The sequence below is a fragment of the Spirillospora sp. NPDC048911 genome (genome assembly GCF_043198015.1).
In the GTDB taxonomy this organism is placed as follows: domain Bacteria; phylum Actinomycetota; class Actinomycetes; order Streptosporangiales; family Streptosporangiaceae; genus Spirillospora.
Map to the genome: position 1 here is coordinate 232,771 of NZ_JBICUD010000014.1, position 15,440 is coordinate 248,210.

A 15,440-nucleotide genomic window follows, 5' to 3' on the forward strand; every position below is an offset into this window, starting at 1 on the left:
TTGCTGGCGAAAATTCGTCCGATCTCGTCCGATCCATAAGGCATCCTTGGTGCGTGAGCGCGCGCGTGATGAGCCCTGTCCTGGTGGGTCGTTCGGCCGAGCTCGGAGATCTGGACGAGGCGCTGGCCGCCGCACCGGGTGCCGTGCTGGTCGGCGGCGAGGCCGGGCTCGGCAAGACCCGGCTCGTCCGGGAGTTCGCCCGGGCGGTGGAGACGCCGGCCGGGGACGGGACGTCCCGGGCCCGGCTGCTGGTCGGCGGCTGCCTGGAGCTGGGCTCCGACGGCCTGCCGTTCGCGCCGTTCACCACCGTGCTGCGCGGCCTGGTCCGCGACATCGGCATCGACGGGGTGGCCGGGCTGCTGCCGCGCGGCGACACCCGCGGCCTGGCGCGCCTGCTGCCCGAGTTCGGCGAGCCCGAGAGCGACGCGCCCACCGGCGAGGAGCGCGCCCGGCTGTTCGAGCTGGTGCTCACCCTGCTCGAACGGCTGGCCGAGCAGCAGCCGCTGGTGCTGGTGATCGAGGACGCGCACTGGGCCGACCGGTCCACCCGTGACCTGCTGGCCTTCCTGATCCGCAACATCATCTCCGCCCCGCTGCTGATCGTGGTCACCTACCGCGTCGACGAGCTGCACCGCGCCCACCCGCTGCGGCCGCTGCTGGCCGAGCTCGACCGCAGCGACAAGGTCCGGCGGGTCGAGCTGGCCCGGCTGTCGCGCGCCGAGGTCGCCGAACTGGCCGCCCGCATCCTCGGCGCCGAGCCGCAGGCGCAGCTGGCCGCCCGGATCCACGCGCGCAGCGAGGGCAATCCGCTGTTCATCGAGGCCCTGCTCGACAGCGACGGGACGCTGGCCAGCGAGATCCCCGAGTCGCTGCGCGACCTCCTGCTGGTCGGGGTGCAGCGGCTGCCGGAGGAGACCCAGGACGTCCTGCGGGACGCCAGCGGCGGCGGCACCCGCATCGAGCACGCGCTGCTCGCCGCGGTCTCGGGCCTCGACGACGGCGCGCTGACCCGGCTGCTGCGGCCCGCCGTGGCCGCCAACGTGCTGGTCGTCGACGGCGACGGCTACGCGTTCCGGCACGCCCTGATCCGCGAGGCGCTCCACGACGATCTCCTGCCGGGCGAGCACACCAGGCTCCACACCCGCTATGCCCAGGCCCTCGAGAACACCCCGGGCCTCGTTCCCGCCGGCCGGCTGTGGGTGGAGCTCAGCCACCACTGGAACGCGGCGCACGACGCCACCTGGGCCCTCGTCAGCTCCAGCCGCGCGGCCGGCGACGCCCACAAGGCCCTCGCCTACGCCGAGTCGCTGGCGATGTTGTCGCGCGTCCTGGAGTTGTGGGAACGGGTGCCGGACGCCGCCGAACGGATCGGCGCCGGCCACACCGACGTCCTGGAGCAGGCCGCCGCCACCGCCGAGCTCGCGGGCGAGTACGAGATCGGCATCAAGCTGGCCTCCGCGGCGCTGCGCGAGGTCGAGGAGGCCGGCGGGCCGAGCACCCGCCGGGCCGCCCTGCTGGAGCTGCGCGGCCAGATGCGCCACCAGCTCGCCCGGCCCGGATTCGTGGAAGACCTGCGCGAGGCGGTGCGCTGCCTGCCGCCCGAGCCGAGCGTGATCCGCGCCCGCACGCTGGCCACGCTCGCGCAGTACGTGCGGCTGACGACCGACACCCACGAGGCCCGGCTCGCCGCCGCCGAGTCGATGGAGATCGCCCGCGCGCTCGGCGACGTCACCGCCGAGGCCGACGCGCTGATCACGCTGTTCTGCGCCGACATCGACTACGACGGCGACGAGGAGATGCTCGCCGCGGCCGAGGAGGTCGCGCTGCGCACCGGGAGCCACCGCGTGGTGCTGCGCCTCGCCGTGATCAAGTCGCACTTCCTGGAGGGCTGCGGGCGGCACGAGGAGGCCGTCGAGGTGGCCCGGCGCGGCATGGAACAGGCCGAGGACTTCGGCGTCGCCCGGACGAAGGGCACGTTCCTCGCCATCAACCTCGCCGAGCCGCTGGTCTCGCTCGGCCGCTGGGACGAGGCGCTCACCGTCCTCGACCAGGCGCTGGAGCAGGATCCCGCGATCACGATCCGCACCTCCCTGCTGGTGCTCCTCGGCGAGGTGGCGGCGGCGCGCGGCGACCTGGCGACCGGTGAGTCCTGGCTCACCGCCTCGGACGAGATCGTGGATCTCAAGCGGGAGTGGCTGAAGACCCAGGACTACTTCGCCACGCTCCGGCTGAAGGCCCGGCTCCGGGTCACGGCGGGCCGGTACGAGGAGGCGCTGGAGGCCGTGCGCCCGGTGATCCCCACCACCGGCCTCCCGGACGACAGCCGCTACGCCTGGCCGGTCATGGTGCTCGGCGCCACCGCCTGCGCCGCGCTCGGCGACCAGGCGACGATCGACGGCGCGCCGGCGCTGCCCCAGATCGAGGCGCGCGCCGCCGGGCTCAAGGTGCTGGGCCCCGCGCAGCGGGCGCACCGGCTCACGTTCCTGGCCGAGGCGTCCCGTGCCCGCGGGGTGACCTGCCGCGCCTCCTGGGACGCCGCCGCGGCCGCGTGGGAGAAGCTCGGCCAGCTCTTTCCGCTCGCCACCGCGCTGACCCGCGCGGGCGAGGCCGCGATCCTGGACGGTGACCGCGAGGCCGCCGCCGACCGCCTGCACCGGGCCGCCGAGCTCGCCGAACGGCTCCAGGCCGGGCCGCTCGCCGCGCACCTCGACGACCTCCGCCGCCGCGCCCGCCTCACCCGCGCGACCGGGCCGGGCACCGGCACCGCGCCGGCGGGCCCGCCGCTGGGCCTGACGCCGCGCGAGCTCGAAGTGCTACGGCTGGTCGCCGACGGGCAGAGCAACCGTGAGATCGCCGAGGTGCTCTTCATCTCGGCCAAGACCGCGAGCGTCCATGTCTCCAACATCCTGACCAAGCTCGACGTCGCCAGCCGCGGCGAGGCCGCCGCCACCGCGCACCGCCTGGCCCTCTTCCCCGGCCCCCGCCACTGACCAAAGGCTTGGACGTGGCGGTGTGAATCAGGACGTGTGAACCGGACGGTGTGGATTCGGCGGAGGGAGCCTCCCCTCCCGGGCACCCGCCGCCGAACCGTCGGACCACACGGGAACTTCAGTGGTCGCCGTCCGGGCCGCGGCCCGCGGAAGTACGCGGCACTTCTCCGCGCGGAGAGGCGGTCCATGACCCTTTCGGCAGGTACACAGTCTTCCGGACGCGAGCACGCGGGTGCATCGGGAGACATCCCGATAGCCGTACCTAAATCATTCGCGGGAGGGCCGGAGGCGCTCGGTGACCCAGGCGGCGATCTGGGTGCGGGAGGCCATCTCCAGCTTGGCGAGGATGTGTTCGAGGTGGGAGTCGACCGTGCGCTTGGCGATGACCAGCCGCTGGGAGATCTCCCGGTTGGACAGCCCCTGCGCCACCAGGGCGGCGATCTCGCGTTCGCGGCGGGTGAGCGGTTCCCACGGGTCGACGCCGCGCGTGTCGACGCCGGGACGGTCGTCCAGGGCGTGGTCTATGGCCTCGTCCAGGCTCAGCCGGAGCCCCTCCTCGTAGCAGACCCGCCAGCCGCCCTCGCCGAGCGAGACGCGCACCTCACCGAGCACGACGTCGCGCAGCGAGAGATAGCCGGGGCCGAAGAACATCGGCGCGCCGACGATCCGCCACATCCGGTCGGCGGCGCCGAACAGCCGCGCCGACCGTTCGTACGCCCCGGTGAAGCCCGCGCAGCCCGCGGCCAGGTCGAGCGCCATCGCGCCGCCGAGCCGGTCGTTGAGCTCGCGCATGAGCCGCAGCGTCCGCCGCGCCTCCACGCTCGCCGCCTGCGGGTCGCCGCGGAGACAGTGCGCGAGCCCGCGCACCCACGTCGAGTACGCCAGGCACCACTGCTCGCCGCAGGCCGCGCTGATGACCCGGCACTCCTCGCAGTACTCCAGCGCCCGGTCGATCTCGCCGGTGAGGCAGTGCAGCGCCGCGAGCAACGGCAGCCGCAGCATCGTCCAGATGTCGCCGCCCGGCGCCGGCGCCGCCAGGAGCGGCCGTGCCGTCTCCAGGTCGCCGCGGAAGAACGCGACGAGCCCGGCCAGCTCGACGGTGTAGGCGCGCTCCAGGGTGTCGGTCGCCAGCGGCACCGCCTCGGCCTGGAAACGTTCGGCCGCCTCAAGGTCGCCTTGGAGCACCGCGAGCAACCCGGCCAGGCAGAGCGCCTTGGCCCTGCCGGGCGTCGCCTCGTCCCCGCCGTCGGCGTCGAGGGCCTTGCCCAGCCATAGCCGGCCCTCGCCGAGCAGACCGGCGGAGAACCAGAACTGGCCCAGCGCCGTCGCCATCCGCATCGCCTGCGCGGCCTCGCCCGGCGTGGTGACCGAGTAGTCGAGGGCGGTACGCAGGTTGGCGTGCTCGCGCATGAGACGGTCGAGACGTTCGGCCTGATCGGCGCCGAACGCCTCGGCCTCGGCTCCGGTGGCGAGGCCGAGGAACCAGTCGCGGTGACGGCGCCGCAGCCGCTCGGTCTCGTTCAGCTCCGCCAGCAGGTCGGCTCCGTACTCGCGCAGGGTGTCGAGCATCCGGTAGTGCCGCCCGCCCTCCCCGCGCAGCACGATCGACTTCTCGACGAGCCGCGCGAGCGTCTCGTAGACGGAGTCGGCGGGAAGGCCGGTGTCGGCGTTCTCCGCGTCGGCGCACACGCACTCGGCCGCGGCGAGATCGAACCCGCCGGGGAACACCGTGAGCCGGGCCCACAGCAACGCCTCCTGCGGCGTGCAGAGCTCATGGCTCCACTGCACCGCCGCCCGCAGCGTCTGGTGGCGGGACCGGCCGGCCCGCTGCGCGCGGTGCGTGCCGAGCAGCCGGAACCGGTCGTCCAGCCGGTCGACGAGCTGCTCGATCGACAGCGCGCGCAGCCGTACCGCCGCGAGCTCGATCGCGAGCGGGATGCCGTCGAGCCGCCGGCACAGCCGGGCCACGGCGGGCAGCTCGGCCTCGCCCAACGTGAACCCCGGCACGACCGCGGCGGCCCGGTCGGCGAAGAGCGCCACCGCGTCCGACGTCGCGACCGCCTTGGCCGCGGCCTCGGCCTCGCTGCCCTCGGCGTCGGGCAGGCTCAACGGCGGGAGCACCATCGTGTGCTCGCCCATCACGTCCAGCGCCTCGCGGCTCGTGGCGAGGAGGTGCAGGCGCGGGGCGGCGCGCAGCAGCACCTCCGCGAGCATCGCGCAGGCGTCCACGAGGTGCTCGCAGGTGTCGAGCACCAGGAGCAGCTCGCGGTCGGCCAGATAGTCGGCCAGGATGTCGAGCCGGTCACGCGCCGACTGGTCGGGGACGTGCAGCGCCTCGGCCACGGTGTGCGCGAGCAGCTCGGCGTCGCGCAACGCCGACAGGTCGACGAACCACGCCCCGTCCGCGTAGCCGGACCGGGCCTCCGCCGCGAGCCGGAGCCCCAGCCGGGTCTTGCCGACCCCGCTCACCCCGGTCAGCGTCACCAGCCGGGACGCCTCCATGAGCCGCCTGCCTTCGGCGAGCTCACGCTTCCGTCCGACGAACCTGGTCACATCCGCGGGCAGCCTGCCCGCCCGCCGTTCCAGCGCAACGCTCGTCACGGGCCGCCTCGGGTCGCATCGCCGGTGGGGGGAACCGGCCTTTCGGAGGGTTTCCCCGCATCGTACCCGGATGAACACGACCCGAGAGGGTGTGATTACTTACCGCAAACGGCCACTCTCGCGAGCGCGCGCGTCGACACGCCCGCGTCAAAGCGCACATGTGCCGGAGGTCACGCGTAGGGACACACACGCACGTGGGACGGTCAGCGGGGGACGCGCGCCACGCAGAAGACGGTCTGGCCGAACGGCGGCCGCACCAGGCGCTCGATGGCGCGGGTGGTCGGGATGACCGTCCGGTCGTAGATCTTGACCAGGCGGGGGTCCGGGTAACCGGCGCCGCCGCGGCGGACCGCGGCCCACCAGGCGATGCCGCCCAGGAAGTTGATCGGCTTGAGCACCTCGGGCACCAGCCCGGCCTCGCGGACCGAGGCCTCCAGGGTGGCCGGGGTGTAACGCGTCACATGGCCGACCTTGCGGTCGAAGTCGCCGTAGAGCTGCATGTAGCCGGGCACCCAGATGACGATGCGGCCGCCGGGCAGGGTCACCGAGGCGAGGTCGCGCAGCGCCTGGACGTCGTCCTTGATGTGCTCGAGGACGTTCATCATGACGACGGTGTCGACCTTCTGCCGGATGTCGATCTCGGCCGGCAGCTCCAGGTCGAGCACCTCGACGTCGTCGTTGTCGTCGTACCGGTTGCGCAGCTCGCCCACGCAGTAGGGGTCGTTGTCGCTCACGGCCAGGTAGTCGAGACGGCCGGCGAACTGCTCGGAGAAGTGCCCGAGACCGGAGCCGATCTCCAGCAGGGAACGGCCGACGTGCGGGGCCACCATGTCGTACTCGTACTTGCGGTAGTTGCGGGCCTCGTCACCGCCCAGGTGGTTCTCGAGGGCGCCGTCGCCCGCGGCCGGCTGGACGAGTTCGCCGTCGCCGGCGGTGGGAACGGCAGGCTGCGTCTTGCTGCCGAGGAGCTTGAGGAGGGTACCGGCAATGGACTTCTTCTGACCTGGTGAGTGCATACTTCCCGCTCGCTGGAGTGCGTTGTGGCTCGCCTGGCAATCGGCTGGCGTTCGCCGGACCGGCGTGCCGACCTGGACTTCAAGGCGGGCCGATCTCTAGCGCAAGGTCGGGTCAGTCTAGTCCACGGTGAGTGCTCAGGAGCCGACTGCGCGCATTTGAGCCGCGAACGCCCCGGTGAGCTCACTCACGCGGACGTGCGAACCCGCTTGGCGGACACCCGCACGATCCCGTCCCGGAGTGCGGCGGCCGGGAGGCCGAACCCTTGGACAGCCGTGGCCACGAGCACATCGAGGTCGGGCCGCACTCCGGGACGGGGGCTCGTCAGTCATCACCACTGCGTCCGAGCAACATATCGACACTCGGCACAGAACGCAGGCAGAGAGTTTTCAGATGGTGACACCCTGCGATGCTTCCCGTTCAGAAGACACGGGCAGTGTCAGCCGATCGGGCGGTGGACGTTCTCCTTGCTGGACGGGCCCGGGGTGGCGTCGGCGATCCAGGGGCCGGGAATGGACGGGTCGAGAACGCCCTCTTCCAGCCAGGTGAATTCACCGGAGAGAACCTGCTTGGCGAGCTTGGAGTCGATGGCGTCGGTATTGCGCCAGAGCCCCTCGAAGAGCTCCTCGATGCGCACCCGCGACTGCCGGCAGAAGGCATCGGCCAGCCTCATCGCGGACACCCCGGGCGAACGCGCCGTCTCGCCGTCGTCCGGCCGCTCGCCCTGCGGCTCGGTTGCCGTCTCCTTGCCGTCTTCCAGGGCTCGGACGCAGACGGCGCTCATCGCGTACAGCTCGGCGCCGATGTCGACCATGCGGCCGAGGAAGCCCTGCTTGTACTCCAGCTTGCCCTGCCAGCGTCCGGCGGCGTAGAAGGTCGAGCGGGCCAGCTTGCGGGAGGCGCGTTCGACATAGCGCAGGTGCTGCGCCAGCGGCCCGAACTCGCCGTACGAGCCGGGACGCTGCCCGTCGCCCGTGACGAGCGTCGGCAGCCACCGGGCATAGAAGCCGCCGGCACGGGCCGCGGCGCGCGCCTTCTGCCCGCGCGACGCGTCCGGGTCGATGATGTCGCCGGCCACCGACAGATGCGCGTCGACGGCCTCGCGGGCGATCAGCAGATGCATGATCTCGGTCGAGCCCTCGAAGATGCGGTTGATCCGCAGGTCGCGCAGCACCTGCTCGGCGGGCACGCCGCGTTCGCCCCGCGCCGCCAGCGACGCCGCGGTCTCGTAGCCGCGGCCACCGCGGACCTGGACGAGCTCGTCGGCGATCTTGCAGGCCATCTCGGAGGACCACAGCTTGGCCAGCGCCGCCTCGATGCGGATGTCGTTGCGCTCGTCGTCGGCCAGCTGGCCGGACAGGTCGAGCATGGCCTCCAGGGCGTACGCGGTGGCGGTGATGAACGCGAGCTTCTTCGAGATCGCCTCGTGCTCGCCGACCGGGCGGCCCCACTGCACCCGCTCCGCCGACCACTCGCGTGCGATCTTGGTCGACCACTTGCCGGCCGCCGCGCACAGCGCGGGCAGCGACAGGCGGCCGGTGTTGAGCGTGGTGAGGGCGATCTTCAGCCCGGCGCCCTCCGTGCCGATCAGGTTGGCGGCCGGCACCCGCACGTCGTGGAACCGGGTGACCCCGTTCTCGATGCCGCGCAGGCCCATGAACGCGTTGCGGCGCTCGACGGTGACGCCCGGCGAGGCCGCCTCGACGACGAACGCGGAGATGCCGCCGCGGTGCCCCTCGGACTTCGGCACGCGCGCCATCACGACCACCAGGTCCGCGACGACGCCGTTGGTGGTCCACAGCTTGACGCCGTTCAGCACGTACTCGCCGCCGTCCTCAGAGGGCACCGCGGTGGTGCGGAGCCGCGCCGGGTCGGAGCCGACGTCCGGCTCGGTCAGCAGGAACGCGCTGATCTCGTTGACGCAACGCGGCAGCCAGGTGCTCTTCTGCTCGTCGGTGCCGAAGAGTTTGATCGGCTGCGGGACGCCGATGGACTGGTGGGCCGAGACGAGGGCGCCGAGCGCCGGGCTGGCCGAGCCGATGATCATCAGCGCCCGGCCGTAGTGGTACTGGCCGAGTCCGAGGCCGCCGTGGCTTTCCGGGATCTTCATGCCGAGCGCGCCGAGCTCGCGCAGCCCCTTGACGACCTCGTCGGGAATGCGCGCGTCGCGCTCGATCGCGGCCGAGTCCACCTTGGTCGCGCAGAACTCCTGGAGCCGGGCCAGGAATTCCTCGCCCTTGCGCGCGGCGGCCGCGCCGGGACGCGGGTGCGGGTGGATGAGATCGAGACGGAAGTCGCCCATGAACAGCTGCTTTCCGAAGCTCGGAAGCCGCCATTCGGTCTCGCGTGCCTCTTCGGCGACCTTGCGGGCGGTGCGCTCGTCGACGCGGCTCGGCTGGGTCATACCGGCTCCTCGGAGTTGCTTCCGCGTGTTTCCTGTGAAGTTACTCCCGAGTTGTACCCCTGAGTAGAGCCTGCGGCACGGCGGTCGAGGGGGAAGAGTGAACGGTGACCGGAGGTGAGAACGGCACATTGTGGTTCCTGCGTTTCAGGTGACCAATGTTGCCTGCGAGAACAAAGTCCGTGCCACTCGGAAAGGCGCAAGAAAGGACCGTTCCACCCGCTCTGAATTCGCCGGTCGAGTTTTGTAAACCCCACGCGAAGGCACTCCGGAAGTGATCCAATGGAGCCAGTATCACGAAAGGCCTTGACCTGACGAGGCCAGAGGGGTTCGCTGTGCGTGATGGATGAGACACGGAGACCTACTCTCATCGCCTCAGTGCAACGTGCCTTGCACCTGATGGAGGCGGTGGCGTCGCATCCCAATGGGGCGCCCGCCAAGCAACTGGCCCGCGAGTCGGGGTTGCCCCTGGCCACCACCTACCACCTCCTGCGCACCCTCGCCCATGAGGGCTATGCGATGCGGCTGTCGGACGGCGTCTGGGTGCTCGGCGACCGGGTGCAGTCCCTGCACGGCCAGAGCAAGACCCAGCAGCTGCTCGCCCGCATCCGCCCGACCCTGATGGCGCTGCGTGACGAGCTCGGCGTCGCCGCCTACTTCGGCATGCACGAGGACGACGAGATCCGCATCGTCGACATCGCCGACGGCCCCCGCACGCCCCGCGTCGACCTCTGGGTGGGCTTCGACGACGCGGCGCACGCCACCGCCATCGGCAAGTGCATGCTCCGTCAGCTCGACGAGGAGCGCCGCCGCGACTACCTGGCCCGGCACCCGCTCGTCGACCTCACCCCGCACACGATCACCGACCGGCAGCAGCTCCTGCGCGCGCTCGCCAAGCCGTCCGGCATCTCCTTCGACCACGAGGAGTACGCGATCGGCACCGGCTGCGCCGCCGTCCCGGTCACCGACGCGACCGGCAGCGTCGTCGGCGCGCTGGCCATCTCCTGCCGGCCCGGCAAGCTGCCCAAGATCGAGGCCTCCGCGCACCGCATGCAGGCCACCGCCGCGCGCATCCAGCGCACGCTCAGCCTCACCATCGCCTGATCGCCCGCCAGAACACGCTGCCTTACCAACCCGCCCGACCACGCGGCCTACGGTCGGCTCGGCCGGGTCACATGGGCGGCACGGTGGCGCGACGGCCGCGCAGGCGTGCTTCGAGTTCGCGGATGCGGCGGGCGTCGTCCTCCCGGCGGCGCTCCAGCTCGCGGACGCGCTGCTCCAGGTCCAGGACGCGGCGGATCGCGGTGAGGGTCATGCCCTCTCCCACCAGCTCCACGACGTACTGCACGCGGGAGATCTCGAACCGGGAGTAGCGTCGCTGGCCGCCCTGCGTCCGGCGAGGGCAGACCACCTGGTACTCGTCGAGGCGTCGCAGGAACGCCTGCCGGAGCTGCAACATCGCGGCGACCTGGCCCACGGAGTACAGCGGCGCGTGCTCGTCGTCGACGGGCAGCGCGGCTCTTCGCTCAAGCACGGGGCTCGCAAGCACGGGCATGGTCGATCACTCAACCACGCGAGCGCCCGCGGATCGCGGAGGCGCCGATGGTCGGACGGAGGTGTCGCCGCGCTCGGATGATGGTGCCGCCGCGCTCGGATGGTGGTGCCACCGCGCCTTCCGGACGAGGTCAGCGCCCCTGGAAGTCCGGCTCGCGCCCCTCCAGGAAGGCCGTGATGCCCTCCTTGGCGTCCTCGGTCCCGGCCAGCACGACCAGCTCGCCGAGCAGGTGCGCGACCTGGTCCTCCAGCGGGCGGCCCTCGATGGCGAAGAAGGCCTCGCGCCCCATGCGGAGGCCGACGGGGCTCTTGGCCGCGATCGTCCCGGCCAGCTCGGCCACCCGGGCGTCCAGCTCGGCGCGCGGCACGACCTCGGTCACCAGGCCGATCTCGCGCCCCTGCTCGGCCGTGATCCGGGCGCCGGTGTAGTAGAGCTTGAACGCCTGCTTGGGCGCCACGTTCCGGTTGATGATGGCCATGATCATCATCGGCCAGAGGCCCACGTTGACCTCGGGGGTGCCGAGCTTGACGTCGTCGGCGGCGATCACCAGGTCGCACGCCGCCGCCAGCCCCAGGCCGCCCGCGACCGCGTGCCCGGCCAGCCGCGCGATGATCGGCTTGCCCAGCGCCGGGAACGCCGTGAACAGCCGGTACGGGGCGCTCGCCCGGACGGCGTCGCCGTCCGCCACCGAGCGGCCCGCGTCCTGCTTGGCGCCCAGCCCGCCGAGGTCGGCGCCCGCGCAGAACGCCCGGTCGCCCGAGCCGGTCAGCACGATGACCCGGACCCCGTCGTCGGCCCTGGCCCGGCCGAACGCGTCGAGCAGCTCCTCGATCATCTGGTCGCTGAGCGCGTTCCGCGCGTCCGGCCGGTTCAGCGTGATCGTGGCGACCCGGTCGGCCACCTCGTACAGGATCGCCTCGTACATGCTTCCCTCCATGGCCGCTCACCACGACCGGCTCTCCGACCACGCAAGAAGCTCGGCCACGGCGAGCGCGCGGCGCTGTCCGATGGAACGGGCCGGAGGCGCGGTTCCATCGGACAGGCCGCCAGAGTCTTACAGCCGCTCGATGATCGTGGCGTTGGCCTGGCCGCCACCCTCGCACATCGTCTGGAGGCCGTAGCGGCCGCCCGTGCGCTCCAGCTCGTGCAGCAGCTTGGTCATCAGGATGCCGCCGGTCGCGCCCAGCGGGTGGCCGAGGGCGATCGCGCCGCCGTTGGGGTTGGTCTTCTCCAGCGAGGCACCGGTGTCGGCGGCCCACGCCATCGGCACGGGGGCGAACGCCTCGTTCACCTCGAAGACGTCGATGTCGTCGATCTTCAGGCCGCTGCGCTGCAGCGCCTTCTCGGTCGCCGGGATCGGGCCAGTCAGCATGTAGACCGGGTCCGAGCCGCACACCGTGAGGGTGTGGATCCGCGCGCGCGGCGTCAGGTTGTGCTGCTTCACGGCCTCTTCGGAGGCGATGAGCAGCGCGGAGGCGCCGACGGAGATCTGCGAGGCGACGGCGGCCGTGAGGGCCCAGCCCTCGCGGAGCGGCTTGAGGCCCGCCATCTTCTCCAGCGAGGTGTCGGGACGGGCGCCCTCGTCCTTGGCGAGACCGGCGATCGGCGCGATCTCCCGGTCGAAATAGCCGGCCTCGATCGCCTTGGCCGCGCGCTGGTGGCTCTCCAGGGCGTACTTCTCCAGGTCCTCGCGAGAGAGGCCCCACTTCTCGGCCATCAGCTGGGCGCCGCGGAACTGCGAGATCTCCTGCTGGCCGTAGCGCTCGTTCCAGCCGTCGCCGTAGGGGAAGGGCATGCCCTTCTCCATCGCCATCGCGACCGACGAGCCCATCGGCACGACCGCCATCTGCTCGATGCCGGAGGCGACCACGAGGTCCTGGGTGCCGGACAGCACGCCCTGCGCGGCGAAGTGGATCGCCTGCTGCGAGGAGCCGCACTGCCGGTCGATGGTCACGCCGGGCACGTTCTCGGGGAGGCCCGCGGACAGCCAGGCGGTACGCGCGATGTCGAGCGACTGCGGCCCTACCTGCATGACACAGCCGGTGATCACGTCTTCGACGGCGGACGGGTCGACCCCGGTCCGGTTCACGAGCTCCTTGAGCACGTGGGCCCCGAGGTCGGCGGGGTGAACGTCCTTCAGGGCACCCTTCTTGGTGCCGACGGGGGTACGGACCGCGCCGACGATGTACGCCTCGGCCACTGCGCCTCCAAAAGGTGGGGTTGGGGTTCCGTCCCGAAACCGAGTGAGATTCGGTCAGTCAGTATGAGATTACATCCCCGCGGACGCAACGCCATGTGACCTGGGTCTCGGTAGGTCCCCGCTCCCACGCGGGACGCTAGGCGTCGGAGGCGGCCCCGGCATGGATCGCCTTGCCGTCGGCGTCGTCCCCGAGGCTCTCGCGGGAGAGCCTGATGAGGAGCCCGGCGAGCTCCGGATGTTCTTCGGGCGACCAGCCGTCCAGATGTTCGGCGAGTCCCTGGCGGCGCGCCTCGAAGAGCCGGTCGGCGGCCACCCTGCCGCTTTCGGTGATGACGAGGTCGCCGCTCTGGCGCAGGACGAAACCCGCGTTGATCAGGCGATCCACGTACGGGCGGCCATGCTCGACGGGCACGCCGGCGCGTTCGGCGAGTTCTTCACCGGGGACCGAACCGTCCTTGGCGATGCGGCAGAGCGCCCACATGCTGCCGGCGGTCAGGTTGACCCCGGCGAGGGCGCCGAGGCGTTCGTACAGCTCCAGGGCCTTGGCGTCCTGGCGCATGAGCACGCTGAGCGCCCGTTCGATCTCGTGCCGGGAAGACCGCACGGTGGGCGCGCCCCCGAGACCTTCGCCGTAGTCCTTGGCTCCGGCGGTCGCGCGGAGCGGTGTCTCGCGCAGGAACCAGGTCAGCACGACCGCGACCAGCGCGATCGGGACGGCCCAGAGGAACACGGTCTGGATGGAGTCGGCGTACACGTGCAGCACGTCGGCCTTCACCTGCGGCGGCAGCCGGTCGAGGAGCTTCGGGTTGCCCTCGGCGGCGGACGGGTCGAAGCCCGCCGGAAGCTGGCCCTTGCGGACCACGCTCTCCATGTTGGACGAGAGCTGGTTGGCGAACACCGAGCCGAAGACGGCGACACCGAACGAACCACCGATCTGGCGGAAGAACGTGACACCCGAAGTGGCCGAGCCGAGGTCCTTGTACGGCACGGCGTTCTGGACGGCGATCACCAGGACCTGCATCACCAGCCCGAGCCCGAAGCCGAGCAGGGCGAACCGCAGGCTCATCGAGAGCGTCGAGGTGGTCTCGTCCATGTTCGAGCACAACCACATGGCCAGCGCGACGATCGGCGCGCCGGCCATCGGATAGATCTTGTAGCGGCCGGTGGCGCTGATGAGCTGGCCGGACCCGATCGAGGCGACCAGCAGGCCGAGCATCATCGGCAGCAGGTGCACGCCCGACATCGTCGGCGAGACGCCGTGCACGACCTGCAGGAAGATCGGGATGAACGTCATGGCGCCGAACATCGCGAAGCCGATCACGAAACTGATCGCCGAGCTCTGCGAGAAGATGCCCTCCCGGAAGAGCCGCGGCGGCATGATCGGCTCGGTGGCGCGCAGCTCGACGAAGACCCACACCACGATGAGGACGACCGAGCCGGCGCCGAGCCCGATGATCTGCGGCGACGTCCACGCGTACTCCGTGCCGCCCCAGGTGGTCATCAGCACCAGCCCGACCGCCCAGCCCACGATCAGCAGCGTGCCCAAATAGTCGATCTTGTGCTGTTCGCGGACGGACGTGGCGTGCAGCACGGCGGCGATGACGATCAGCGTGAGGATGCCGATCGGGATGTTGATGTAGAAGACCCAGCGCCATGACAGGTTGTCGACGAACCAGCCGCCCAGCAGCGGCCCGCACACGCTGGAGACGCCGAAGACCGCGCCGAACAGGCCCTGGTAACGGCCGCGTTCCCGGACCGGCACCACATCGCCCACGATCGCGACGACCAGGACCATGAGCCCGCCGCCGCCCAGGCCCTGGACGGCGCGGAACGCGATCAACTGCGTCATGTCCTGGGCGACCCCGCACAACGCCGAGCCGATGAGGAAGATGACGATCGAGGTCTGGAACAGCCGTTTGCGCCCGTACTGGTCGCCCAGCTTGCCCCACAACGGCGTGGAGGCCGTCGACGAGAGCAGGTACGCCGTCACCACCCACGAGAGATGGTTGAGGCCGCCGAGATCGCTCACGATCGTCGGCAGGGCCGTGGAGACGATCGTCTGATCGAGCGCCGCGAGCAACATGGCGAGCATGAGCGCGCCGAGGATCACATAGAGGTCCCTGCCCTGCGGCATGGACCTGCTCTCCTTCTGGGCCGTTGTCTCAGCGGTCATCCCGCGCCCCCCATGACATGGACGTACGCAGGAGACCTACCCAACGGACTCGGAAGATCACAGGGTGATCGCCACCCGATCCGCTCGGGCCGCGAGCGCCCGCGTGACCGACCCGGCCGTCCGCGTGGCGACGCCATCGGCGCCCGGCCGCCTTACCCGTATCGTTTCGGGGACAGGCACCTCCCCCCGGAACGAAGGTGGCCATGGAAGGGATCATCGCGCTCGTCGTGACGGCGCTGTTGTGCGGATTCGCGGTGCGCTGGGCCGCCCAGCGGATGAGAATGCCCGTGCCAACCTGGATCGCGGTGTTCGTCGTGTTCGTACTGGTGACGCTGGCCCTGTTCGGCGAGCGGATCGAGTAGGGAGATTTCACCCATGAGATTCGGTGGCATTTTCTCCTCCGAGGGGCGAACTTTCTCCCCTACCGGAGAGTCATAACTGACGAATTCGGCTTCCAGACCCCGCTCGTAGTCGTGCCGGTGGCGCGCGCGTACGGCCAGACCGAG

10 protein-coding genes are annotated in these 15,440 nt (G+C 71.3%); 3 read left to right on the plus strand and 7 right to left on the minus strand.

Annotated elements, in window-relative coordinates:
* The first annotated feature begins 53 nt into the window (after positions 1 to 53).
* Entirely contained in the window at positions 54 to 2,990 is a 2,937-nt protein-coding gene (locus ACGFNU_RS45685) for an AAA family ATPase (protein ID WP_392602951.1), read from the plus strand.
* A 267-nt stretch (positions 2,991 to 3,257) separates the two neighbouring features.
* Here the strand turns inward: ACGFNU_RS45685 and ACGFNU_RS45690 are convergent, their stop codons facing one another.
* The 3 genes from ACGFNU_RS45690 to ACGFNU_RS45700 form a co-directional block, all read right to left on the minus strand.
* Positions 3,258 to 5,591 carry an ATP-binding protein gene (locus ACGFNU_RS45690; RefSeq protein WP_392602952.1) on the minus strand — a complete coding sequence of 778 codons (2,334 nt, stop codon included), beginning with the start codon at positions 5,589 to 5,591 and terminating at the stop codon, positions 3,258 to 3,260.
* 203 nt (positions 5,592 to 5,794) lie between these two features.
* Positions 5,795 to 6,607: a class I SAM-dependent methyltransferase gene (locus tag ACGFNU_RS45695; protein WP_392602953.1), complete on the minus strand. Its 813-nt coding sequence runs from the start codon at positions 6,605 to 6,607 to the stop codon at positions 5,795 to 5,797.
* Between the two features lie 437 nt (positions 6,608 to 7,044).
* A complete protein-coding gene (locus tag ACGFNU_RS45700; RefSeq protein WP_392602954.1) occupies positions 7,045 to 9,009 on the minus strand; it encodes an acyl-CoA dehydrogenase family protein in 1,965 nt (654 codons plus the stop codon).
* A 375-nt stretch (positions 9,010 to 9,384) separates the two neighbouring features.
* Here ACGFNU_RS45700 and ACGFNU_RS45705 point away from each other — a divergent pair, with 375 nt between their 5' ends.
* Positions 9,385 to 10,110, plus strand: coding sequence for an IclR family transcriptional regulator (locus ACGFNU_RS45705; RefSeq protein WP_392602955.1), 726 nt, complete (start codon positions 9,385 to 9,387; stop codon positions 10,108 to 10,110).
* 67 nt (positions 10,111 to 10,177) lie between these two features.
* Here the strand turns inward: ACGFNU_RS45705 and ACGFNU_RS45710 are convergent, their stop codons facing one another.
* The 4 genes from ACGFNU_RS45710 to ACGFNU_RS45725 all read right to left on the minus strand — a co-directional run bounded on the left by ACGFNU_RS45710 (position 10,178) and on the right by ACGFNU_RS45725 (position 14,934).
* Positions 10,178 to 10,561, minus strand: a complete 384-nt coding sequence (locus ACGFNU_RS45710; RefSeq protein ID WP_392602956.1) for a helix-turn-helix domain-containing protein — start codon at positions 10,559 to 10,561, stop codon at positions 10,178 to 10,180.
* Between the two features lie 130 nt (positions 10,562 to 10,691).
* Entirely contained in the window at positions 10,692 to 11,486 is a 795-nt protein-coding gene (locus ACGFNU_RS45715; protein ID WP_392602957.1) for an enoyl-CoA hydratase/isomerase family protein, read from the minus strand.
* 129 nt (positions 11,487 to 11,615) lie between these two features.
* Entirely contained in the window at positions 11,616 to 12,761 is a 1,146-nt protein-coding gene (locus tag ACGFNU_RS45720) for an acetyl-CoA C-acetyltransferase (protein ID WP_392602958.1), read from the minus strand.
* 136 nt (positions 12,762 to 12,897) lie between these two features.
* Entirely contained in the window at positions 12,898 to 14,934 is a 2,037-nt protein-coding gene (locus ACGFNU_RS45725; protein ID WP_392602959.1) for an MFS transporter, read from the minus strand.
* Positions 14,935 to 15,137: 203 nt separating this feature from the next.
* On the opposite strand from ACGFNU_RS45725, the gene ACGFNU_RS45730 reads away from it, so the two are divergent.
* A complete protein-coding gene (locus ACGFNU_RS45730; RefSeq protein ID WP_392602960.1) occupies positions 15,138 to 15,296 on the plus strand; it encodes a hypothetical protein in 159 nt (52 codons plus the stop codon).
* Positions 15,297 to 15,440: the final 144 nt, after the last annotated feature.